General features: G+C 70.8%; 24 protein-coding genes and 1 tRNA gene. 9 read left to right on the top strand and 16 right to left on the bottom strand.

Going from position 1 to position 22,641, the window contains the following annotated elements; all coding sequences use genetic code 11:
• The first annotated feature begins 14 nt into the window (after nt 1-14).
• Complete coding sequence (locus ACVW00_RS06820) at nt 15-2,516, top strand: SCO7613 C-terminal domain-containing membrane protein (protein WP_457110147.1); 2,502 nt, start codon at nt 15-17, stop codon at nt 2,514-2,516.
• Between the two features lie 23 nt (nt 2,517-2,539).
• Entirely contained in the window at nt 2,540-2,917 is a 378-nt protein-coding gene (locus tag ACVW00_RS06815) for a globin (protein WP_457110146.1), read from the top strand.
• A 1-nt stretch (nt 2,918) separates the two neighbouring features.
• Here the strand turns inward: ACVW00_RS06815 and ACVW00_RS06810 are convergent, their stop codons facing one another.
• On the bottom strand, nt 2,919-3,776 hold the full coding sequence (locus ACVW00_RS06810; protein WP_457110145.1) for an acyl-CoA thioesterase: 858 nt from the start codon (nt 3,774-3,776) through the stop codon (nt 2,919-2,921).
• 77 nt (nt 3,777-3,853) lie between these two features.
• Here ACVW00_RS06810 and ACVW00_RS06805 point away from each other — a divergent pair, with 77 nt between their 5' ends.
• Entirely contained in the window at nt 3,854-5,068 is a 1,215-nt protein-coding gene (locus ACVW00_RS06805) for an acetyl-CoA C-acetyltransferase (RefSeq protein WP_457110144.1), read from the top strand.
• A 162-nt stretch (nt 5,069-5,230) separates the two neighbouring features.
• On the opposite strand, the gene ACVW00_RS06800 is transcribed toward ACVW00_RS06805, so the two are convergent.
• Nucleotides 5,231-5,776, bottom strand: a complete 546-nt coding sequence (locus ACVW00_RS06800; protein ID WP_457110143.1) for a YceI family protein — start codon at nt 5,774-5,776, stop codon at nt 5,231-5,233.
• 155 nt (nt 5,777-5,931) lie between these two features.
• Between ACVW00_RS06800 and ACVW00_RS06795 the strand changes: the two genes are divergently transcribed.
• The gene (locus tag ACVW00_RS06795; RefSeq protein WP_457110142.1) at nt 5,932-6,432 is read left to right on the top strand and encodes a MarR family winged helix-turn-helix transcriptional regulator; all 501 of its coding nucleotides are present in this window, start codon (nt 5,932-5,934) and stop codon (nt 6,430-6,432) included.
• 35 nt (nt 6,433-6,467) lie between these two features.
• Here ACVW00_RS06795 and ettA read toward each other — a convergent pair whose 3' ends face one another.
• From ettA to ACVW00_RS06770, 5 genes are all read right to left on the bottom strand, one after another.
• Nucleotides 6,468-8,150 carry an energy-dependent translational throttle protein EttA gene (gene ettA, locus ACVW00_RS06790; protein ID WP_457110141.1) on the bottom strand — a complete coding sequence of 561 codons (1,683 nt, stop codon included), beginning with the start codon at nt 8,148-8,150 and terminating at the stop codon, nt 6,468-6,470.
• A gap of 32 nt (nt 8,151-8,182) precedes the next feature.
• Complete coding sequence (locus tag ACVW00_RS06785) at nt 8,183-8,650, bottom strand: single-stranded DNA-binding protein (RefSeq protein ID WP_457110140.1); 468 nt, start codon at nt 8,648-8,650, stop codon at nt 8,183-8,185.
• Between the two features lie 125 nt (nt 8,651-8,775).
• On the bottom strand, nt 8,776-10,431 hold the full coding sequence (locus tag ACVW00_RS06780) for a GTPase (protein WP_457110139.1): 1,656 nt from the start codon (nt 10,429-10,431) through the stop codon (nt 8,776-8,778).
• 117 nt (nt 10,432-10,548) lie between these two features.
• The gene (locus tag ACVW00_RS06775; protein ID WP_457110138.1) at nt 10,549-12,375 is read right to left on the bottom strand and encodes a dynamin family protein; all 1,827 of its coding nucleotides are present in this window, start codon (nt 12,373-12,375) and stop codon (nt 10,549-10,551) included.
• Nucleotides 12,372-13,496 (bottom strand): PrsW family intramembrane metalloprotease, encoded by a 1,125-nt coding sequence (locus ACVW00_RS06770; RefSeq protein WP_457110137.1) that lies wholly within the window; start codon nt 13,494-13,496, stop codon nt 12,372-12,374. The genes ACVW00_RS06775 and ACVW00_RS06770 overlap by 4 nt, the downstream gene beginning before the upstream one ends.
• 50 nt (nt 13,497-13,546) lie before the next feature.
• Between ACVW00_RS06770 and ACVW00_RS06765 the strand changes: the two genes are divergently transcribed.
• Nucleotides 13,547-14,977 carry an aminopeptidase P family protein gene (locus ACVW00_RS06765; RefSeq protein ID WP_457110136.1) on the top strand — a complete coding sequence of 477 codons (1,431 nt, stop codon included), beginning with the start codon at nt 13,547-13,549 and terminating at the stop codon, nt 14,975-14,977.
• 3 nt (nt 14,978-14,980) lie between these two features.
• Here ACVW00_RS06765 and ACVW00_RS06760 read toward each other — a convergent pair whose 3' ends face one another.
• From ACVW00_RS06760 to ACVW00_RS06740, 5 genes are all read right to left on the bottom strand, one after another.
• Nucleotides 14,981-16,039 (bottom strand): hypothetical protein, encoded by a 1,059-nt coding sequence (locus ACVW00_RS06760; RefSeq protein ID WP_457110135.1) that lies wholly within the window; start codon nt 16,037-16,039, stop codon nt 14,981-14,983.
• A 94-nt stretch (nt 16,040-16,133) separates the two neighbouring features.
• Nucleotides 16,134-16,541 (bottom strand): sigma factor-like helix-turn-helix DNA-binding protein, encoded by a 408-nt coding sequence (locus tag ACVW00_RS06755; protein ID WP_457110134.1) that lies wholly within the window; start codon nt 16,539-16,541, stop codon nt 16,134-16,136.
• Nucleotides 16,542-16,757: 216 nt separating this feature from the next.
• Complete coding sequence (locus ACVW00_RS06750) at nt 16,758-18,032, bottom strand: MCE family protein (RefSeq protein WP_457110133.1); 1,275 nt, start codon at nt 18,030-18,032, stop codon at nt 16,758-16,760.
• 445 nt (nt 18,033-18,477) lie between these two features.
• Nucleotides 18,478-18,681 (bottom strand): hypothetical protein, encoded by a 204-nt coding sequence (locus ACVW00_RS06745; protein ID WP_457110132.1) that lies wholly within the window; start codon nt 18,679-18,681, stop codon nt 18,478-18,480.
• A gap of 57 nt (nt 18,682-18,738) precedes the next feature.
• Entirely contained in the window at nt 18,739-18,996 is a 258-nt protein-coding gene (locus tag ACVW00_RS06740; RefSeq protein ID WP_457110131.1) for a hypothetical protein, read from the bottom strand.
• 116 nt (nt 18,997-19,112) lie between these two features.
• Between ACVW00_RS06740 and ACVW00_RS06735 the strand changes: the two genes are divergently transcribed.
• From ACVW00_RS06735 to ACVW00_RS06725, 3 genes are all read left to right on the top strand, one after another.
• Entirely contained in the window at nt 19,113-19,397 is a 285-nt protein-coding gene (locus tag ACVW00_RS06735; RefSeq protein WP_457110130.1) for a hypothetical protein, read from the top strand.
• A gap of 77 nt (nt 19,398-19,474) precedes the next feature.
• Nucleotides 19,475-19,548 (top strand) — tRNA-Arg (locus ACVW00_RS06730).
• Between the two features lie 128 nt (nt 19,549-19,676).
• A complete protein-coding gene (locus ACVW00_RS06725; RefSeq protein ID WP_457110129.1) occupies nt 19,677-20,003 on the top strand; it encodes a hypothetical protein in 327 nt (108 codons plus the stop codon).
• Nucleotides 20,004-20,013: 10 nt separating this feature from the next.
• Here ACVW00_RS06725 and ACVW00_RS06720 read toward each other — a convergent pair whose 3' ends face one another.
• The gene (locus ACVW00_RS06720; RefSeq protein ID WP_457110128.1) at nt 20,014-20,268 is read right to left on the bottom strand and encodes a WhiB family transcriptional regulator; all 255 of its coding nucleotides are present in this window, start codon (nt 20,266-20,268) and stop codon (nt 20,014-20,016) included.
• A gap of 132 nt (nt 20,269-20,400) precedes the next feature.
• On the opposite strand from ACVW00_RS06720, the gene ACVW00_RS06715 reads away from it, so the two are divergent.
• Nucleotides 20,401-20,649: a DUF3263 domain-containing protein gene (locus ACVW00_RS06715; RefSeq protein ID WP_457110127.1), complete on the top strand. Its 249-nt coding sequence runs from the start codon at nt 20,401-20,403 to the stop codon at nt 20,647-20,649.
• Between the two features lie 21 nt (nt 20,650-20,670).
• Here the strand turns inward: ACVW00_RS06715 and ACVW00_RS06710 are convergent, their stop codons facing one another.
• The 3 genes from ACVW00_RS06710 to ACVW00_RS06700 form a co-directional block, all read right to left on the bottom strand.
• Nucleotides 20,671-20,922: a DUF6458 family protein gene (locus ACVW00_RS06710; RefSeq protein WP_457110126.1), complete on the bottom strand. Its 252-nt coding sequence runs from the start codon at nt 20,920-20,922 to the stop codon at nt 20,671-20,673.
• A 386-nt stretch (nt 20,923-21,308) separates the two neighbouring features.
• Nucleotides 21,309-22,376, bottom strand: coding sequence for an adenosine deaminase (locus tag ACVW00_RS06705; RefSeq protein ID WP_457110125.1), 1,068 nt, complete (start codon nt 22,374-22,376; stop codon nt 21,309-21,311).
• Nucleotide 22,377: 1 nt separating this feature from the next.
• Complete coding sequence (locus ACVW00_RS06700) at nt 22,378-22,641, bottom strand: hypothetical protein (protein ID WP_457110124.1); 264 nt, start codon at nt 22,639-22,641, stop codon at nt 22,378-22,380.

Raw genomic sequence — 22,641 nt, 5'->3', positions numbered from 1 at the left:
TCGACGATGGACCCATGAGCACCTTGGTCGATCCGCACATCTGTCCTGACTGCCGCGCGCCGCTCGACGCGGCGTCGACCTGCACGGGCTGCGGCCTGCGGCTCGTCGGCCCGGCTGCGAGCGAGCTCTGGCAGCGGATGCAGGAGGCGGACCGGCTGATCGCCCAGCTGCGCGCTGCCCACGCCGTGATCTCGGCGAGCACGCTGCCGACGGCCCCACGGTCGGCACCACCGGCCCGTCCGACCTCCGCGTCCGCAGCCTCGGCAGCGCAGCGACCCGCGAGCACCGGGTCCTCGGTGCCGGTCGTGCTGCTCGCTCTCGGCGGCCTCTGCCTGCTGGTCGCCGCGGTGGTGTTCGTCGCCGTCGCCTGGGGCTCGCTCGGCCTCGCCGCGAAGACCGCGATCCTCCTTGCGGTCACGGGACTCTTCGGCGCCGGCGCGGTTGCGGTCACGCGCCGCGACCTCCGGCTGGCGGCGGAGACGCTCTGGCTGGTGGTCGCCGGGCTGGTCGGGCTCGACCTCGCCGCGGCGTACGGCGCCGACCTGCTCGGTCTGGGCCGTCTGTCCGATCGCGATGCCGTCGGGATGGTCGGAGCAGCGCTCCTCGGCCTCGCCGTCGGCGTCGGGGCCTGGGCCACGACGACGCCGCTGCGCCGGCTGCACGGGCTCGTCGGTGTCGCCGCGGTCGGCACGCTGCTCCTCGCCGGGGCCGAGGCGTGGGCCTCGGACCACAACCCGCTGGCCGTGGCGCTGTCGGTGCCCCTCCTCGCGGGGCTGGCCTGGTGCATCGACCGGGTGACCGAACGCCACCTCCGGCCCACGGCACTGGTCGTCGCCGGAGCCGCTCTCCTCTCCTGGCTCGCGCTGGTCGGGTACGGCGTCGACCGCATGTCCACGACCGCCACGGATCGCGCGTGGTGGACCGACCTCGCCGGCTGGCCGCTGCTCGCCGCGGCGGTCGCGGCCGCCGTACCGGCCCTCGCGCCGCGGGCCGCGGACTGGCTCCGGATGGTCGCCGCGGGAGGGTCGCTGGTGACCCTCGGGCTGTTCGCGGTCGGTCCGAGCGACGGACCCACGGCCGATCTGCTCGCGTGGGCCGGCATCAGCGCAATTGTCGCCGCGGTCTCTGCACTCGCTCCCCCGATCTGGGCCCGGCCCGCAGCTGCGCTGACGGCGCTCGCGCTCGTCATCTGGGCCACGATCACGCTGAGCCGCCCCTATGAGATGATCTCGCGGCTTCCCGCGACGGCGCCCGCGGATCGGCAGCAGCTCGGGGCGCACCTGCCGGCCGCGACCTCCGGACCCGCTCCGTGGACCGCGATCGTCGCGGCGGTCGTCGTCGGGATCGCTGCCGGCGGGCTGATCCGCCACCTGCGCGCCGGCGAGGCTCGGGAGGCATTCGGGCGCGCGGTGATCGCGCTGGGCCCGGCGGCCGTCGCGCTCGGCGTGACGACGGGAATCCTCGAGACCGAACCGACCCTGCTGGTCGCCGTGCTCGCCTGGACGGCAGCGCTCGCGGTGGCCGCTGCGATGGCGGTGACCGTGCGGCACCACTCCGCACCGCTGGCTGCTTCGCTCCTCTTCGTGGGCTACCTCGCCGTCACCGGGCTCCGGATCGCCGTCGACTCGCACCTGTTGGCCGCCGTGCTCGCGACCATGTTGGCGCTCGCGCTCGCGCTGGCCTACTCGCGTGCGTCTCGCGATCTCCTGCACGAGCTGCTGCTGCCGGTCCTGGCCTCGGCGACGGTCCTGACGGCCGGCTTCGCCGCGATCCACTGGCCCTACCTTGCCGGGGGGCGCGGCAACGCCGCCGGGCTCTGCCTGGCTGCCGTGGCCGCAGTGGCGCTGGTCGTCGCCAGGCCCGCCGGACGCGGCCGGCTCGCCCGTCCCGCGATCGAGCTGACCGGGCTCCTCATCGGGCTGGCAACGACCGCCCTTCCTGTCGACGACACCGTCGTCGCGATGGCGCTGACCGTCGTCGGGTCGGCCGTCGCGGTGGTCGCGGTCCTGAACCACGACCGCGACGACGCCGCCTGGGTCGGCATCGCGCTCCTCGGCGCCGCGACGGTCATCCGTCTCGTCGAGGACGTCCGCGCGCCCGAGGTGTACACCTTGCCGGCCGCCGTGCTGCTGCTCGGCGCCGGCTGGTGGCGCCTCGATGCCGACCGCCGGGTGGGAAGCGTTCGCGCCCTCTCCAGCGGCCTGACCCTCGCCCTGCTCCCCAGCCTGCTGCTCGCCCTCGACGAACCAGTCTCCCTGCGGGGCGTGCTCGTGGCGGCCGGCGGCCTGGCCGCGCTGACCGTCGGCCTGGTGCGGCACTGGGCGGCCCCGTTCGTCGCGGGCGCCGGGACGACGGGGGTCCTCGCCGTACGCCATCTGGGACCCGTCGTCGACGCCGTCCCGCGGTGGATCGGACTCGGGTCCGTGGGACTGGTCCTGCTGCTGGTCGGCCTCACGTGGGAGCAGCGTCGGCGGGATGTCGACGCGACCAGCCGCTACCTGGCGGCACTGCGCTGAGGGCGGGTCGGCACAATGGCCGGGTGACGACCTTCTACGACGAGATCGGCGGGCTCGCGACGATCCGGGCGATCGTCACCAGGTTCTACGAAGGGGTCGCCGGCGACGAGGTGCTGCGTCCGCTCTACCCCGAGGAGGATCTCGGCCCTGCGGCGGAGCGGTTCACGCTGTTCCTCGCGCAGTACTGGGGCGGCCCGACCACCTACTCCGACGAGCGCGGCCATCCACGGCTCCGGATGCGGCACGCGCCGTTCGCGGTCACGCCGCTGGCCAGGGACCACTGGCTCACGCACTTCCGGGCCGGGCTGGACAGCGTCGGCCTCACCCCGGAGCAGGACGCGGAGTTCTGGGACTACGTGACCCACGCGGCGCAGTTCATGGTGAACACGCTCACCGAGTGACTCAGGCTCCGTCCAGCTCGCGCAGCAGCCGTGCCCGCTGGTCGGTCGTCAGCTCGGCTGCGCGCTGGGTGGAGCTGTCGAAGCCGACGAGGACCACCTGGCTGCTCGCGAGCAGCTCGTCGCCGTCGCGGATCTCCCCTGCGACGGTGAACGACGTGCGACCCACGTGGCTGACCCACGAGTGCACGTCGTACGGCGTCATCCGGAAGAAGATCGGGCGCCGGTAGTCGACATCGGCTCGGGCCACGGCGATCGGCCCGAACTGGTCACCGTCCTCGCGCAGCTGCATGAGGTAGCGGATCCGGGCCTCCTGGAAGTACTCGATGTACTTCACGTTGTTGACGTGGCGGTAGGCGTCCACGTCGGACCAGCGCACCCGCAGCGGAAAGACGTGCCGCGACGCCCCCTCGACGGCGAGGTCGGGCCGGGGATCGGCGGGATCGAGGTAGCGGCCGAGGACCTCGCGCTCCACGTCACTGAGCCGGCGCGGCCGCTCCGTGGCGAACACGAACGGTGCCAGCACCGAGGAGGCCCGCAGGTAGACCCTCCGCTCCCCCGAACCCGGCTCCGGTTCGTCGTACACCTCGTAGTCCATCGTGAACGACGCGGCCCGGATCCTGCTGATCCACGAGTCGATCAGGACAGGGCGGCTGCGAAAGGTCAGCGGCGCCCGGAACTCCAGCTCGTGGCGTACGACGACCACGCCCTCGCCCAGGTCCTCGCCGCCCCGGAACTCCGGGTGCGAGGTGAACATGTCGATCCGGGCTTCCTGCAGGTAGTCGACGTAGGTCACGTTGTTGACGTGCCGGAGCATGTCCATGTCGCCCCAGCGGATCGGACATTCCGTCGTGTGACGCACGCCCTGATCCAACCAGAACCATCGGGACTAGGCTGACCGCGGTTCACCCCTTGTCCATGCAGAGATCGGAGACACCCATGCCCGAGGCAGTGATCGTTTCGGCGGCCAGGACGCCCATCGGCCGCGCGAACAAGGGCTCGCTCAAGGAGTTCCGGCCCGACGACCTCACCGCCTTCATCGTCAAGGCGGCGCTCGACAAGGTGCCCGACCTGGACCCCAACGACGTCAACGACCTGATGCTCGGCTGCGGCCTCCCCGGTGGCGAGGCCGGCAACAACATGGCGCGCGTGGTGACGACGCTCCTCGGCTACGAGATCCCCGGCACGACGCTGACCCGGTACTGCGCGTCCTCGATCCAGACCTCCCGGATGGCGTTCCACGCGATCAAGGCCGGTGAGGGCGACGTCTACGTCTCGGCCGGTGTGGAGACCGTGTCCCGCTACCAGTTCGGCACCTCCGACCACATCCCGAACACCCGGAACGAGAAGTTCGACGAGGCCGCTGCCCGGACCGAGCAGCTCGCCAAGGGCGGCCAGGACTGGCACGACCCCCGCGAGGACGGCGACCTCCCCGACGTCTACATCGCGATGGGCCAGACGGCCGAGAACGTCGCCCGCCTGCGCGGCCTGGACCGCAAGGAGCTCGACGAGTTCGGGGTCCGCAGCCAGAACCTGGCCGAGAAGGCGATCAACGAGGGCTTCTGGGAGCGCGAGATCACGCCGGTGACCCTGGCCGACGGCACGGTCGTCTCCAAGGACGACGGCCCGCGCGCAGGCGTGACCTACGAGGCCGTCTCGCAGCTCGACCCGGTGTTCCGGCCCGACGGCGTGGTCACTGCCGGCAACTGCTGCCCGCTGAACGACGGCGCGGCGGCGGTCGTGGTCATGTCCGACACCAAGGCGGCCGAGCTGGGTGTCACGCCGCTGGCGCGGATCGTCGCCACCGGCGTCAGCGGCCTCTCGCCCGAGATCATGGGTCTTGGGCCGGTCGAGGCGACCAGGCAGGCGCTCAAGCACGCCAACATGACCATCGACGACATCGACCTGGTCGAGATCAACGAGGCCTTCGCGGCCCAGGTGGTCCCGTCGTACCAGGACCTCGGGATCGACCTGGACAAGCTCAACGTCAACGGCGGAGCGATCGCGATCGGCCACCCCTTCGGCATGACCGGCGCGCGGCTGCAGAACACGATGCTCAACTCGCTGCAGTGGCACGACAAGACCACCGGCCTGATCACCCTGTGCGTCGGCGGCGGCCAGGGCATGGCACTGATCCTCGAGCGCCTCTCCTGACCCCACGAACGCCGAAGCGGCGCAGATGAAAGCCCCATGTACGCCGAGGCGGCGCAGATGAAAGAGCGACCTCTTTCATCCGCGCCGCCTCGACACGTTTCAGGCTTTCAGTTGCGCCGCCTCGGCACGTTTCAGGCTTTCAGTTGCGCCGTCTCGACGTGGTCAGGCCTGGCTGTCGAGAACCGCCTGCACGGAGAGCTCGATGTTGACCTTGTGGCCGACCAGGAGCTTGCCGCCGTCCAGCGGGATGTCGAAGTCCACACCGAAGTCCTTGCGGTTGATCTCGGTGCTCGCCTCGAAGCCGACCCGGGTGTTGCCGTAGGCGTCCTTGTCGACGCCCAGGAAGGTGACGTCGAGCTCGACCGGGTTGGTCACGCCCTTGATGGTCAGCTCGCCCTTGGCGGTCGAACCGTCGAACGACGTGGACACGAAGGTCATCGGGCCGCTGTTCTCGACGTCGAAGAAGTCGGCGGAGCGCAGGTGGCCGTCGCGCTGGGCGTCGCGGGTGTTCACCGAGTTCAGGTCGATGGTCGCCTCGGCCCTGGTGTCGGCCAGTGCCCCACCGGTGGTCACGGTGCCCTCGAACTTCTCGAACTGGCCGCGCACCTTGGTCATCAGGTGGCGCACCGTGAAGCCGACCTCGGAGTGGCTCGGGTCGATGGTCCAGGTGCCGGCGATCAGGTTGGTGTCGGCTGCGGTGATGGTCATGGGGTTTCCCGTCCTTGTAGTTGAATGTTCAACTTGATTGAAGACTAGCTCAAGTTCGTTGACATTTCAACTACCTGACGGCTCGATCCATTCCCGGACACGCAGGAGGGCCCTCGAGGCCTCCCCGTCGCGCTGCGTTGCCTAGACTCCGGCGCATGAGTGCATCGGAGACCCGCTGGCTGTCGAGTGAGCAACAGCGGGCCTGGCGTGCCTTCATCATCGGCAGCACGTTGCTGACCGACACCCTCGACCGGGAGCTGCGGCAGGAGCACGGCCTGTCCCTGGGCGAGTACGAGATCCTGGTCCGGCTCTCGGAGAGCCCGGACCGGTCGCTCAGGATGGCCCAGATCGCCGAGTCGATGCAGCACTCCCGGAGTCGCGTCACCCACACGGTGTCCCGGATGGAGAAGGCGGGGCTGATCTCGCGGTGCGCCGCGGAGGGAGACCGCCGCGGAGTCGAGGCGCGGATGACGGACAAGGGCTGGGACCTGTTGGTCCAGGCGGCGCCGACGCACGTGAAGGGCGTCCGCGAGCACTTCGTCGATCTCGCCGCCGACGAGGAGTTCGCCACCATGGGCAAGCTGATGAACGCCGTTGCCGACCACCTGCTGGCGGTGAACCCGGCGTTCGAGGACATCAGGACCAACGCGACCTGATCCGACCGGCCCCGATCGCGCTGGTCAGTCGATGGTCAGTCGCGGGTGAGCCGCCGGTGCGTCACGCGGTGGGGACGCGCGGCCTCGACACCGAGCCGCTCGACCTTGTTGTCCTCGTACGACGCGTAGTTGCCCTCGAACCAGAACCACTTGGCGTCGTCGTCGTCGTCGCCCTCCCAGGCGAGGATGTGCGTGACCACGCGGTCGAGGAACCAGCGGTCGTGCGAGGTGACCACCGCGCAGCCGGGGTAGTCGAGCAGGGCGTCCTCGAGCGAGGAGAGCGTCTCCACGTCGAGGTCGTTGGTCGGCTCGTCGAGCAGCAGCAGGTTGCCGCCCATCTTCAGCGTGAGCGCGAGGTTGAGGCGGTTGCGCTCGCCACCCGACAGCACGCCGGCCTTCTTCTGCTGGTCGGGGCCCTTGAAGCCGAAGGACGCCACGTAGGCACGCGAGTTCATCTCGAAGTTCGCGACCTTGATGAAGTCCAGGCCGTCGGAGACGACCTCCCAGACGTTCTTGTTCGGGTCGATGCCGCCGCGGCTCTGGTCGACGTAGGAGATCTTCACCGTCGTCCCGACCTTGAGCTCGCCCTCGTCGGGCTTCTCCTGCCCGGTGATCATCCGGAACAGCGTGGTCTTGCCGACGCCGTTGGGGCCGATCACCCCGACGATGCCGGCGCGCGGCAGGGTGAAGGACAGGTCGTGCATCAGCGTGCGGCCCTCGAAGCCCTTCGCCAGGTCGTGGGCCTCCAGGACGATGTCGCCCAGCCTCGGCCCGGCGGGGATGTTGATCTCCGAGGTGTCGATCTTGCGCATCCGGTCGGCCTCGGCGGCCAGCTCCTCGTAGCGCGCCAGCCGGGACCGGCTCTTGGTCTGCCGTGCCTTCGCGTTCGAGCGGACCCACTCGAGCTCGCGCTCGAGCATCTTGGCGCGCTTGGCGTCCTTCTGGCCCTCGATCTTGAGCCGGTCCTTCTTGGTCTCCAGGTAGGTGGAGTAGTTGCCCTCGTAGGGGTGGGTCTTGCCGCGGTCGAGCTCGAGGATCCACTCGGCGACGTTGTCGAGGAAGTACCGGTCGTGGGTCACCGCGAGCACGGCGCCCGGGTAGGAGGCGAGGTGGCCCTCCAGCCACTGGACCGACTCGGCGTCGAGGTGGTTGGTGGGCTCGTCGAGGAGCAGCAACGTAGGCTGCTGGAGCAGCAGCTTGCACAGCGCGACGCGGCGGCGCTCTCCACCGGACAGGTTGTCGACCAGCGCGTCCGGAGGCGGGCAGCGAAGAGCATCCATGGCCTGGTCGAGGCGGCTGTCGAGGTCCCAGGCGCTGGCGTGGTCGAGATCGGTCTGCAGGTCACCCATCTCGGCGAGCAGCGTGTCGTAGTCCGCCTCCGGGTCGGCGAGCAGCTCGGAGATCTCGTTGTAGCGGTCGAGCTTGCCCTTGATCTCGGCGACGGCCTCCTCGACGTTCTCGAGCACCGTCCGTCCCTCGGTGAGGGGCGGCTCCTGCTGGAGCATGCCGACGGTGGCACCCGGGTCGAGGATCGCGTCGCCGTTGTTCGCCCGCTCCAGGCCGGCCATGATCTTGAGCAGCGTCGACTTGCCGGTGCCGTTGGGGCCGACCACGCCGATCTTCGCGCCGTGCAGGAAGGACAAGGTGACGTTGTCGAGGACCACCTTGTCGCCGTGGGCCTTGCGGACGTTGCGCAGCGTGTAGACGTACTCAGCCATGGCTCGCAAGCCTACGGCGCACGCAAGCCCGCTCAGGCGGCGGGTTCGACCTCGTCGCCCTCGGAGTTCAGCCGCGGCCCGTCCGGGGCGTAGCCGTGCAGCACCTCCTTGACCGACTCGTCCTGGATCGGGTCGGCGACGCCTCCGCGCGGCGTCTTCGCGAACGTCGCGGTGCCGCGGTTGAGGTCGTGACCGACGAAGGTCGCGTCGACGATCCAGGTGACCGACGGCGGGTGGCCCTCACGCTCCCAGACGTCGACCCGGACCCGGCCGTGGACGACCACGGCGTCGCCTCGCTTCACCGACTCCGCGACGTTGCGCCCCAGCGAGCGCCAGCAATTCACGGTGAACCACGACGTGTGCCCGTCGACCCAGTTGTCGCCCTTGCGCCACCGCGGCGTGCAGCCCAGCCGGAACGACGCACACGTGGTCTCGCCGACGTCGCGGGTGTCGACGTCGTTGCCGACCCAGCCCTGCAGTGTCACGTACGACTCGTTCATCTCTCCTCCTGAGGATCGCGTTGGAGAGAGGCTGGACCGAGCCACCGATCACTGCCACCGGGACGCTCAGGTGCCGTGGAGAACCCGTGCGCACCGACGGCTGTGGAGACGAACGGGCGCGCCGGTCACCTCGCTGCAGCAGCGAGCCCGTCGGTCGTCACCTGGTACGCCGCGATCTCGGCGACCAGCGGCGCGACCACCAGGTCGTCGGTGACCTCGTCGACGGCAGCACGCAGCCGGTGCTCCGCCTTCCTGGCGCGCCTGCGCGCGCTGCGCCCGACCAGCACCCGGCAGAGGACGGCGAGGAGCAGCCCGAGGCCGATCCCGCCGAGCAGCAGCGCCGTGGGTACGGGCACCCCGCCCACGTCAGGCGTGGCCGGCTCGTCCAGCTTGAGGTACGACGTCACGGCGAGCGCAGCGAGCCACAGGCCACCGGCGAGCGCGGCGAGGAGGAGCAACCACTGCACCGCGCGCACCAACCGCGTCCACAGGGGCGTCTTCGCGACGCCCAGGTCGACGCCGCCCACGGCTCTGTCGAGGCGGTCGTGCAGCTCGGGCAGACCGGACGTCGAGGCGCGCCGCAGCGCGTTGGCCCACGGCCGGCTGAGACCGTCGGACACCTTGTCCGACAGCACGCGCACGGCCGACTCGATCCGGGCGTTCTGAATCTGGTTCGCGTCGGGGATCGATGAGCGAGCGCTCCTGACCAGGTCGCGGCCGCTCGCGCCGAGGTCGAGGTGCAGCCGTTTCAGCGGGTCGGGGCGGAGCCTGGAGAGCCACGCGGTCACCGGCCAGCCGGTCGCTCGTCGTGCGCGGATCCTCGCTGCCTTCTCGACGGCGTCCACCACGATCGGCACGCCGGCGGCGTCCGCGACCGCAGCGCGGAGCTCCTGCTGATCGCGGTCGCTCACCTTCGGCGCCCGTGCGTGGCCGCTGACCGCGGCGACCTCTGCCGCCGCGTGCGCCACGTCGGTCGCGATCCGGGCGCGGGTCGAGGCCTTGTCCTTCACGCGCGCCACGATGGCGCTGCGCAGCTCGTCGATGCCGGTGCCGTCCTTCGCCGACGTCGCGACCAGGGTGACGCCGTGCAGGCCGTCGGCGTCGAGGAGGCGGCGCAGGTCGGCGATCATGCTCGGCCGGCGCTCCTCCGCGACCTCGTCGATGTGGTTCAGCACGATCAGCATCACGTCCTTGTGCGCCGCCATCGGGCGCAGGAACCGGTCGTGGATCGCCGCATCGGCGTACTTCTGCGGGTCGACGACCCACACCAGGAGGTCTGCGAGCCGGACCAGGCGCTCGACCTCGAGGTGGTGGGACACCTCGGTCGAGTCGTGGTCGGGCAGGTCGAGCAGCACCAGGCCCTCGAGGTCCTTGACCTCACGCCCGGTGTCGAGCATGGAGTCGCGCACGACCTGGTGGCGGGGCGGGATGCCGAGCCACTCGAGCAGCTCCTCGGCACCGCTGGCGCCCCAGGTGCACGCGGTCGCCCAGGACGTCGTCGGGCGGCGTACGCCGGTCGACGCCAGCTCGAGACCGACCAGCGCGTTGAACGTCGAGGATTTGCCGGACCCGGTCGCACCACCGAGGGCGACGACCGTGTGGTCGGCGGAGAGCCGCAGCCTCTCGGTGGCGCGGTCGACCACCTCTTCGGCCCGGTCCAGCAGCGCGTCGTCGAGCCGCCCACGGGCAGCAACAACCGCCTCGTCGAGCGACTTGACGCGGGCTCCGATGTCCGACCCCCGAGTGACCAGCCTCTTCGCACCCTCGAGCACGGACGTCATGAGCCCCCTCGTCTGGTCACCGGCAGGCTGCGACCGTACAAGGGCGAGGACGTCATGGGCTCTCTCAGGAAGTGTGGGCAGGGCGGGCCGGACTGGCGGAGCCCAGCCTATCGACCATCAGCGCGCGCCGGACGCGAACCTCAGGTCGTCCACCTTGCGGGCTCCCGCGCGCAATGACTCCTCGCTCGCCGTGCTGATCTCCAGCTGGTCCAGGAGCGCGGAGTAGCGCCGCTGCTCGGCGTCCAGGAGCGCCTGCATCCGACGGTTGAGGTCGTTGCGGGCGTTGGCCGCGAGGCGCCGGACCGCCTGGTCGCCGAACACCGCCTCGAGGATCTTCTGGCCGAGTACGGCGGACCCGCCGGCGATCCCGACCTCGGCGCCGGTCACGCCGCCGGTGGAGGCGAACACCACCACCATGAGTGCCACCGACAGCCCGTTGACCCCGTAGGCGAGGAACCGGGCGGTCGAGCGCTTGTCGGCGCCCTCGGTGCGGACCATGTCCAGCACTCCCTGCTGCCAGTCGCGCACCATCCGCTCGGCGCGCTGGCGCAGGTCGCGCGAGGCCCGGGAGAGGTCGTCATCGGCGCCGTCGAGCAGGATCCGGCCCGCCTCGGTCGACCGCCACGCGGCATCGGTGCGCTCGGCTGCTGCCTCGGCGTGCTCGAGGATCAGGGTCTGGAGCCCGGACTCGACCGCCACCGTCACGCGGGTGGCCTGCTGCGGCTGGCCCTTGACCGCGTTGCTGACCCGGTCGCGCAGCCAGCTGACCTTCGACTCGAGCGTCTTCAGCAGCTCGCCGGTGCCGACGAACTCCTGCCAGCGGGCGAGCACCTCGCCGCGCAGGAGGGTGCCGTCGGCTGATGCCTCGTCGACCGCGGCGAGCGCGGCGTCGTAGGCCGTGGTGACCTCACCGCGGAGCCGGACCTGCATCGCGGCCTGGTCGCGGCTCGCGTCGGCGACGAGGTAGGCGCGCTTGGAGACGCTGCGGATGGCGCCTTCGAGCGTCTGCCGCACGATGCCGGTGCGCGCCTCCGAGTCGGCCGCGAGCGAGCCGAGCCACGCTCGGATCTCCCGCACCGTGCTCGACGGCAGCAGACCGTGCTCGTCGACGTCGCCCTCGGGCACGATGAACAGCGGCGAGTCGCGCAGCCCGCGTGCGGTCAGCATCCGGGCGAGGTGCGCGCTGACCTCGGCGATGGCCCCGGGCGCCGTGCGGTCGAGCACGATCGCGACGGCGGCACTCCGGTCGGCTGCCTGCTTCAGGAAGTCCCAGGGCACCTGGTCGGCGTACCGGGCCGCCGAGGTGACGAACAGCCACAGGTCCGCTGCGCCGAGCAGCTGGGCGGCAAGCGTCCGGTTCTGCTCCTCGACCGAGTCGATGTCGGGGGCGTCGAGGACGGCCAGGCCGGGCGGGATGGCCTCCGACGCCACCAGCTGGAGCGCACCGGGATCCGCGGTCGCGCGGGTCGTGCGCTCGAGGTCCGGCAGGATCCGGGCCTTGTCGAACCAGTCGGAGTCGCTGGGGTTGTGCACCAGGACCGGTGAGCGGGTCGTCGGTCGCAGTACGCCGGTCTCGGTGACCCGCTCCCCGACGAGCGAGTTGACCAGGGTCGACTTGCCGGCTCCGGTCGATCCGCCGACCACGGTCAGGAGCGGCGCGTCGATCTGGATGAGCCGCGGCAGCACGTAGTCCTCGAGCTGGTCGATGGTCTCGGCGCGTGCCTTGCGCGCCGCCTCGACGTCGGGCACCTGCAGCGGCAGGCGGGCACCCTCGAGCGCTTCTCGCAGCTGCACGAGCGTGGTGACCATCTGCGCGCCGCCGGGCGACCCGGGCAGCGGGCTGTGCAGGCCGCCCTGGACGGGGCCGTGCGAGGCACCCGGAGAGGCACCCGGAGAGGCATCCGCAGCTCCGCCCGGAGCTGCGCCCGGGGAGACCTCGGTCATCGGTCCGCCCCGACCGGGACCGCGGAGTGCGGCCATACCAGGCGCGGCCGCAGCAGGAACATCCGCTGCACGTGCAGCTCGCCGAGCTCGCGGTAGTCCGGCGGCGCGGTGCCCCGCAGGAACCGGTGGTGCAGGAAGCCGAGCTCGATCGCCTCGGTCTGGTAGAGCTTCATCGCGGTGCGCGCGGCGTCCCCTCCGACGGCCTCCGCGTAGCGCCGGCACTCGCGCCGGGCGGGGATGCGGGCGAGCCACGGCACCTCGTTCGGGTGCAGGAACCCGCGGCGCGCGCAGTCGGTCAGCGACGCGGCGAGCAGCGCGCCCTCCCGCCTCCGGGCCCAGACCGCGAACCCGACGAGGATCAGGAAGCCGGGCACCATCAGCATGAAGTACGTCGTGACCGCGCCGGACCCGCCGTGGAGGAGCAGCGCGGCGTTCCAGAGCGAGTGTGCGCCGACGGCCAGGACATAGCCCGCGGCCGGCGCCGCCACCTGCACGAACCGGTGCCTGCTCGACACGGCGATGCCGACCCCGATGCCGATGAAGGCGGTGAAGAAGGGGTGCGCGAAGGGGCTGAAGACCCCGCGGATGACGAAGAGGAACACCGCGTTCTCGATGCCGCCGACGTGCTGGTCGTCACCGATGTAGGCCTGGCTCAGGTAGAGGATGTTCTCCATGAAGGCGAAGCCGATGCCGACCATGCCGGCGTACACGATGCCGTCGAGCACGCCGTCGAGCTCTGCGCGCCGGTAGAGGAGCAGGAGCAGGATGAACAGTCCCTTGGCGGCCTCCTCGGTGAGGGGTGCGACCACGACGGACTGGGTGGCCTCTCCCGAGCCGAGCGCGAACGCGTCGAAGGCCTGCAGGAACAGGGCGGCGCTCGTGGCCACGAAAGCGCCCCAGCCCAGGCCGAGCAGCAGCAGCGAGCGCGGCTCCGGCTCGTAGCGGTCGAGCCACAGATAGCTGCCGATGAGGGGCGCCACCGGGATCGCCGCCAGCACGACGCCGATCGCGATCCCGTCGGGCGCGCCGGCCGCCAGCAGGACGAGCGCCATGATGCCGGCGCCGACGAACATCACCGTGCCCACCAGGGCGGTGAAGACGACGTTGTCCCGGCTCCGCATGCCCCGAAGCCTAGCGAGCCGCACACCTCCTCCGTCGTAGAGTGGCGAGCGTGACCGAATCATCAGAAACCGCCCCCGAAGGGGGCGCAGAGCTGCACACCGAGAGCCACGACCCCGCAGTTCCGGCGAAGTACGCCGCGTTCATGCGCACCGGCTGGGGCGACCGCGAGCTGGACGTGCCGCCGCACGCGATCACCCCCTGGGCCGCAGCGCGCCGCACCCGCCTGGCGGAGGCGTTCCCGGGCGAACGGCTGGTCATCCCGGCCGGCACCTTCAAGGTGCGCTCGAACGACACCGACTACCGGTTCCGCCCCGACACCGCGCACACCTACCTGTGCGGCAACCAGACCAGCGACGCGGTCCTGGTGATCGAGGGCGGCGAGACCACCCTCTACGCCCGGCCCCGCACCGGTCGCGAGACCGACGAGTTCTTCCGCGACCGCCAGTACGGCGAGCTCTGGGTCGGTCGCCGTCCCTCTCTCGGGGAGATCTCCGCCTCGCTCGGAGTGCCCACCCGGCACATCGACGACCTCCCCGACCTGCTCACCACCTCCGCGAAGACCCGGGTGCTGCGCGGGGTGGACGCGACCGTCGACGCAGCCGTGGCACCGGACGACGGCCGCGACGGCGAGCTCGCCCGGGTGCTGTCCGAGCTCCGCCTGGTCAAGGACGAGTGGGAGCTCGGCGAGCTGGCGCAGGCCTGCGACATCACCACGCTCGGCTTCGAGGACAGCGTCCGCGAGTGGGACCGGGTCGTCGAATTCGGCGAGCGCTGGATCGAGGGCACCTTCTTCCGCCGGGCGCGCGCCCACGGCAACGACATCGGCTACGACTCGATCGTGGCCGGCGGCAGGCACGCCACGACCCTGCACTGGATCGACAACACCGGTCCGATCACGCCCGGCGAGCTGGTCCTGCTCGACATGGGCGTGGAGGCGACCTCCCTCTACACCGCCGACGTCACCCGGACGCTGCCGGTCGACGGCCGGTTCACGCCCCTCCAGCGCGACCTCTACACAGCGGTGCTCGAGGCCCAGCAGGCGGGCATCGACGCCGTCCGCCCCGGCGCCGCCTTCCGCGACCCGCACCACGCGGCCATGGCGGTGCTCGCACACAAGCTGGAGGATCTCGGCGTGCTCCCCTGCTCCGCGGAGGAGGCGCTCGCCCCGGACAGCCGGGTGTACTCGCGGTGGACGCTGCACGGCACCAGCCACATGCTCGGCATGGACGTGCACGACTGTGCCGCCGCCGCGCACGAGATCTACCCCGAGGGTGACCTCGAGGAGGGCATGGTGCTGACCGTCGAGCCGGGGCTGTACTTCCAGGAGGACGACCTGCTCGTGCCCGAGGAGCTGCGCGGCATCGGGATCCGGATCGAGGACGACGTCGTCGTCACCGCCGACGGGGCCCGCAACCTCTCCGCGTCACTCCCCCGCGACCCCGATGCGATCGAGGAGTGGATGGGCGCGCTGCGCGGCTGAGCGTCACCACTTGTGGAAGTAGCGCTCCAGGGTCGCCGCGCGCGACGGTCCAGGGCAGATCCGGTCGAGGTCGCGGTGCGTCGTCCACCACTGCGCGATGACGGCCGGTCCTCCCTGGAAGCCGCCGTCACTGCAGCGGCGCAGGGCGCCGGCGGGTGAGACCGGTCCGGCCGTGCGCCACTCCGGGAGGCCGAACCTCAGCCGTCCGGCGATGTGGCTCCACAGGCTCGTCGTGGAGTAGAACCCGACGCCGTAGCCGGCCTCGCGGTAGGCCCGCACCCATCCCCTGACGACGGCTCCGTTCCAGGAGTGCCGTCCCGACCACGGGCGCGAGGAGGACGGCTCCAGGTCGAGCCACACGTGCGGGGTGGTGAACCCGTGCCGCTGCATCACCCGGATGTTGTACCGGGCCGCCGAGTGGCCGGCGTTGCCGAGGGCACCCAGCCGGGTGCCGCCGTCGTACGGGCCGCTGTGCCGGTAGTGGCGCAGCTGCGTGCGGGTCGGGTACGTGGCGAAGGCGTACGCCGCGGCGTACACGTGGTGGCTGCGCACCCAGGCGAGGTGCCGGTCCAGGCAGGGGTTCGGCGTGAAGGCGCGACCGTTGGTGAGGCCGACGATCACGAACCGCACGCCCTCGTCCGGCATCGGCTGCCCGAGCCCGTTGCGCCCCCGGAACCCGACGTCGCGCGGGCACTGCGGCCAGCCGATGTCACGACCGGCCCCACGGATCCGGTGCGGGTGGTGGGCCTTGTGGTGGACCCGCGCACGCCGGGCGCTCCGGTGCTTGCGGTGGTGCCGGTGCGGCCGGGCATGCCGGCCGTGCGCGTGGTGGCGGTGCCGCGGGTGTGTGGCCGTGGGGGCGGGCGCGGGCAGCGGCACCGCCGCCGGCACGAGGGTCGTGCCCGCCTCGAGCGGCTGCACGACCGGAGCCACGTCGGCCTCCGAGGTCGGCGACGGCGAGGCCTCCTGCGAGTCGAGCCGGCTCAAGGAGAGCGCGGCCGCGACGACGACGAGCACGACGATGAGACGGACGGCGTTGCCGCCGCTGATGAACCTGGACAAGAGCTTCCCCCCGGAACGCGATCCGCGCGAACCTAACCCGGCGTCCGGGAGCCGCGTGGCGAAACGGACCAATCGGCCCGCCGTCCGAGGTCAGTCAGTGATCGGCGTCCGCGAGCCGCCGGGTCGAGCGGCGCACCTTCCGGTTCGCCTCGGAGAGCAGCGTGCGGGCCGCCTCCTCGCTGACGCCGAAGCGCTCGGCGAGCTCGCGGTTGGAGAAGCCGGCCCGCTGGCCGACCACGAGTCGTCGCTCCGTCGGGTCCAGCTCCTCGAGCACGTCGTCGGTCCGGATCCGCTGACGGGCGTGCGTCTCGACGGTGAGCCGGGTCGCGGTGCGGCGTACCCAGGCCTTGGGATTGTTGACCAGCCCGTCCTGCATCAGCAGCCGCGCCAGCGCCTCTTCGGCGATGTCCTCCACCTCGGAACCGACGGCACCGGCGATGCTGGCCGCGAGCCGGGCAGCACGGCGCAGGCCGTCGTACTCATTGTGTTGGCCGGTGTCCACGTTCCCCACTTCACTGTGCGACGACTCGGGCCCCGAGATGGCCCAACGGTACGCATCGGGGTCGAATTCCGTCGCCCCCGTTTTGCGAACGTGACCGTTCGGCGGATGGGGGGCGCGCCGACCAGCCATGACGAGCCGGGGCGCACCGGGACAAACCCTCCGCAAGCGTCGGGGCCGGTGGTCCAGTCCAGTCGTCAGTGGCCTACCGACGGCCGGTCACTGCACCGGCGCCCACAGCAGGCTCTTCCACGAGTCGCTGCCGTACAGCGCGGCGGCGCCGCCGTCGTAGGCGACCTTGTTGCCGGTGTCGCTCCAGGTGAGCTGTCGCGACCCCAGGTCGTAGCTGGCGATGTCCGAGCCGGTGCCCGCGCGGTACGCCGCACCGGTGCGCGGGGCGTTCTGGGACCCGCGGGCGTTGGTCTTGCTCGCCGGCTCCGCACAGTGGGCGTTCTCGTCCATCGCCTTGTTGGACCCGTCGGTCGGCGAACGCCACTCGGTCGGGTCGTACCCCTTCTCGCAGACCGCCGGGTCAGGGTTGAGGATGAACCCGAAGCGGGCGTTGTAGGCGTTGCCGCTCTTGGCGGTCACCGTGTAGCCGTTCGCGACCTCGTAGGGGTAGAGGACCAGGATCTGCCGGATGCCGTCGAGGTGCTTGACCACGACCTCACCGGTGGTGACCAGGTTGTTGATCAACCCACCCAGATCGACCTGGTTCTCCTCCAGGAACGTCCGCAGCTCATTGGCCGTGGCCGACCCGTTGTCGATCAACGCCCGCAACGACGCATCATTGTCAGCCACCACCCCGGAGAACAACGCCAGATCCTGGGCAAAGCTCCTGATCGCCGAACCCTTGTCCGACTGCGTGCGCAACACCGTGTTCGAATCCCGGATCAACGCCGTGGTCACATCGAAGTTCTTGTTCGCCGCCTCGATGAACGAGTCCGAGGTGTCGATCAACCGGCCCAGATCATCAGCACTGCCCTTGAACCCCGCCCCCAGCTCCGAGACCACCGTGCGCAGATCATCCTGCGGCACCGAGTTCACGAACCCATCGACACTGGTCAATATCTGCGTCGTCGACTTCGGCACCGCCGTGTCCCCCACCGCGATCCGCGAACCATCCCTCAGATACGGACCCTTGTCCGTGCGCGGCTCCAGATCCACATACTGCTCACCGACCGCCGACTTGTTGCCCACCAACGCCAACGTGTCCACCGGAATCCGCTTCTGCGACTTGTCGATGCTCAACACCACATCGACACCATCACGGGTCAACCGCATGTCCGAGACCTGACCCACCCGGAAACCCCGATACGTCACCTCAGCACCGGTGAAGATCCCCCCCGACTGCGCGAACTCCGCACTCACCGCATACGAGGAGTCATAGACCAACCGATCCAACCGCGCATACCGCGCCCCCACATAGGAGACCCCCACCAACGTCAAGAACACGAAGACCAACAACTGCTTCTTGGTGCGAGACGTGATCACCGGTCGGCCACCGTTCGCGCCGGTGCCACAGGCGTACGCATCCGCATCAGCTGTCTCCGATCTCGTCGACGGTCAGGAAGTCGGGAGGGGCCGACCGGTCGCGCAGACATTGTCGCAGGTGGGCGCACGGGAGATCTGCGACTTCTCACGTGCAGTAAATCGGGTATTTCATACTTTTCCGGGCTATTCGGGCGGACGATGGACCTGTGACAGCCCCCTCCGCTCCGCCTCGCTCCCGCGTGCCCGCCACCGGCGTCGTCACCCGGGTGGCCGCCGCGCTCCTCGCCCTCGTCCTGGCCGGGTCGCTCGGGCCGGCAACGCCGGGCGCGGACGCCCTCGGCGACTCGCCGCTCGTCGACGCACCGTCACCCTACGAGGGACAGACGACCTGCACCCGCGCTCCGCGACCCGGCACGGTGGCGCTCGCCAGCTGGCTGATGAGCACCTACAAGGCCACCGGATCCATGGGGATGATGCGCGCGTGCAGCAGCGGTGGCCGCAGCGAGCACAAGGACGGTCGCGCGTTCGACTGGAAGGCCGACGTGGCCCGGAAGGCGACCCGGCGAGCGGCGTACGACTTCATCAGCAAGGCGCTCGCCCCGGACTCCGAGGGCAACCCGCACGCCCTGGCCCGCCGGATGGGGATCATGTACATCATCTACGACGACAAGATCTGGTCGTCGTACTACGACTTCCAGCCGCGCGCCTACCTCAACTCCGGCTGCAAGAAGCGGAAGAAGTGCTCGCGGACGCTCCGGCACCTGAACCACGTGCACATCTCCCTGGGGTACGCCGGCGCTGCGGCCCAGACGTCCTGGTACCGCTCCCGCGGCGTGCCGTCGGAACCGGTGCTGCACCCGGGCACCCCGGACCTCGATGCGGACGAGACCGCCGTCACCGGGCTCACCGTGCCGGCCAACGGCACGTCGGTCTCCTCGTCCTTCTTCCTGCAGCCGGGCGTCACCTACCGGATCGTCGCCACCGGCACGACCGGCTACGTACGACACCACGTCGACCGGGGACGCGAACTGCTCTGCGGCGGCCGACGGCACCGCGGCCCCGACGCCGCGGGGCGACCTGGTGGCCCCGATCCTGGGCTTCGCCTCGCGCTGGATCGAGGGCAGCCGGCACCAGGCGAGCCCCTACGGCATCGCGACCCCGGACAGCCACGGACTGCTCGTCAACGGGGCCCTGCGGTGGGAGGGCGGCTGCCAGGCGGACCACACCTACGAGGGGTGGTTCCGACCCGACACCCGGCAACAGCTCCAGCTCCAGTACGCCGACGCCGTGCCGGGCGACAACACCGGCTCCTTCAGGGTCTACGTCGCCCGCGACGACATCACCCGGGCCTCGCTCGTCGGCTGACGTCGGCCAGCACCGGGCCGGCGGCAGCTCGTCGGCCTAGAATCGGCGCTTGGGAACGCCGCACCCGGCCGCCCCTCGCCCCCGTAGCTCAGCTGGACAGAGCGGCGGCCTTCTAATCCGCGGGTCACAGGTTCGAATCCTGTCGGGGGCGCCCACGTGAGGTCCAGGTTGGAATCGTGACTTGTGTCGATCCTGTCAAATTTTGGCAGAATCATGCTGTACTTGGCTTGCCTGTGGGAGCGGGGCATGAGGTCGGAATCGTTCCCCGGGAGGTGCGATGTGGACGCTGCGACATCGAGCGACCCGCACTGGGACCTCGTCATCGAGATTGCCACGAAACTGTGGATCGACGGTCGATACGTCGCCGATCTCTACCCTTCCCCGGCTCAGCGCTTCGTCGACCTGCAATGGGCCGGACGCGAGGCCGGGCGCATCCTTGGCGGCCGCTCCGAGTTGAGGACGACGTACCGGCGCGAGTCTGAGCTCCGGGTGGTCACCGTGACTGTCACCTACGTGGACGTGGACGGGATCGGGCTCGAGAAGGTTGAGAAACGACTTGAGGCAGTGATGCGCATGGTGCTCGAGGAGCAAGGCGCCCGCCCCTGAGGTGCAGAGCTCAGCCGACCCGGCGCTGGCTCCAGCCTCGGCGGTTGCCCCGGCTCGGCACGAAGCCGCGGACGACGCCGCCCCAGATGCCGAACTGCTCGTCGTTGGCTTCGGCGTACTCCGCACAGGGGTCCCGCACCTCGCACCGCGCGCAGATCGCCAGCGCATGGTCGGCCCGCCTGGGGTCGAAGAACGACTCCGGATCGGATCCGCACGCGGCGCGGTCCTGCCAGCCGGTGCCGAGGTGGTCGTCGTGGACGCTCATGGGCACAGCATGCGAGGCCGCGTCGACAGTCCGGTTTCGACGGCGTTGCCGAGGGGTTGCGAAGCGGTGGACCCTCCGGCCGCGTGACCCTCGTCGCAGACAGCCTTGGTCCGACGAGGGAGGATCGGACCCATGTCCGACCTGAGCGAGGAGCAGCGCGCGATGCTCGACTTCGAGCGCGAGCACTGGCGCTACCCGGCCGGCAAGGAGGTGGAGGTCCGGCAGCGCTTCGGCCTCACCCTCACCGCCTACCAGCAGCGGCTCAACGCCCTGCTCGACGAGCCCGGTGCCGTGGCGCACGCGCCGGCGACGGTACGACGCCTCCGGCGACTGCGGCAGAAGCGGCTCGCCGCGCGCCGGCAGAGCAGGACCTCCGCCTGACCTGCAGGGCCTGAGATCGACTCAGAGCGGCGGGTCGACGCGCCGCTCCTCGACCACGGTCCGCCGGGCGGCCGGGCGCTCGTCGACGACGACCCCGCGACGCCGGGTGCGCTGCTGCTCGATGACCAGGGGAAGCACGATCGCCAGCACCCCGCCGAGGACCAGGATCCAGCCGAGGGCCTGGCCGTCGACCGCCGAGGTGTCGGCGTTGATGACGTCGAACGCGAAGATCAGTCCTACGACGATGAGCAGGATGCCCAGTCCGATGGTCATGGCGTCTCCTCCTGGCTGCGTGGCGGCGGCGGTCCGCGCTTGCCGCTTCGTCGCCACTGGTGCCCGATTACGAGGCGTGCAAACCCGGAGCGCGGTCACCGAGCCGAGCGCGAGGGACGCCGCGAGACCACCCGCGTGGAAGAGGTGAGGGCCCGGCAAGTATGAGTTGCCGGGCCCTCGATGCTCTTCAGGACCGAAGCCCTTCCGAACAATTCCGTTGTACGCCTCGAGTGCGCCGCTGGCAAGAGGACGACCGAGTTCGCCGCGAATTCACCCCCCGATCGCGTGAGCCGCACCACGTCGTACGCGTGTCGCGGACAGGGTTCGGGTATCACGTGCCGTAGAAAAGTGAGTGGCCCTGCAGAGTATGAGGCTGCAGGGCCCTGTTACGCCCCGGAGCTCGACGACGGATCCCGGTCCGCCGCGACCTCCGGGGCGTAATCGTCCATCTGGGCCCGCAGCGCCGCCTTCTCGGCGTCGCCGAGGAACGCCGCGTCGACGGCAGCCTTCGCGAGGTCGCGGACGCCCTGCTCGTCGAGACCGAGCAGCTCGGCGGCGATCTCGTACTCCCGGTTCAGCGTGGTGTTGAACATCGGCGGGTCGTCGCTGTTCACCGTGACGACGACGCCGGCGTCGCGGAACGCGCGGATCGGGTGGTCGGCCAGGGTGGCGACCGCCCGGGTGGCGATGTTGGACGACGGGCACACCTCCAGCGGGATGCCGGTCGCCGAGAGGTGTGCGAGCAGCGCCGGGTCCTGGACCGCGGAGGTGCCGTGGCCGATGCGCTCCGCGCCGAGGTGCTCGAGCGCGTCCCACACCGTCTGCGGACCGGTGGTCTCCCCCGCGTGCGGCACGCTGTGCAGCCCGGCGGCGCGGGCGGCGTCGAAGTGCGGCCGGAACTGCGCCCGCGGTACGCCGAACTCGGGACCGCCGAGCCCGAACGCCACCAGCCCATCGGTCGGGTGGTGCAGGGCCCAGTCGAGGGTCGCGTCGGCGGCAGGAAGACCGGCCTCGCCGGGGATGTCGTAGATCCACTGCAGCCGGATGCCGAAGTCGCGCTCGGCCGAGGCACGGGCGTCCTCGATCGCCTCCCCGTAGGCCTCGATCGCCATCCCCTTGCCCCCGAGGTGCGGCAGCACCGAGGTGTACGGCGTGCAGGTGAGCTCGGCGTACCGGATCTGCTGGCCGACGGCCATCTCGCGGGCGACCTCGTAGGTGAGCAGCCGGACGTCGTCGGGCGTGCGGATCAGGTCGACCACCGCGAGGTAGACCTCGATGAAGTGCGCGAAGTCGCGGAACTCGAAGAACTTCGCCAGCTCGTCGGGGTCGCTCGGCACGACTCCGGGATGCCGTTCCGCGAGCTCCGCGACCGTGCGTGGCGACGCGGAGCCGACGTGGTGCACGTGCAGCTCCGCCTTCGGCAGGCCGGCGATGAAGGCGGCGAGGTCGGTCATGTCATCTCCCCAGGACGAAGTAGCCGACGATCGCGGCCGGGAGCACGCCGAGGAGCAGCAACGGTGTGAGCACGGACTTCTGGTGGATCACCCGGGCGGCGGCGACCGCCAGGACGCCGACGACCGCGGCGATCGTCAGCAGGCCGGGTTCGGCTCCGGCACGATCGGCCTGCGCGGCGAGCAGCGAGAGGCCGGTGGCGAAGATCACCGCTGTCGTCATCATCAGCGCGGTCATCACCCACCGCTGGACGCGCTCGATCTCCAT

It is taken from the genome of Marmoricola sp. URHA0025 HA25 (genome assembly GCF_054059435.1).
Note: the sequence above shows the minus strand (reverse complement) of the source record. Positions and strands in the feature narration are given on the sequence as shown.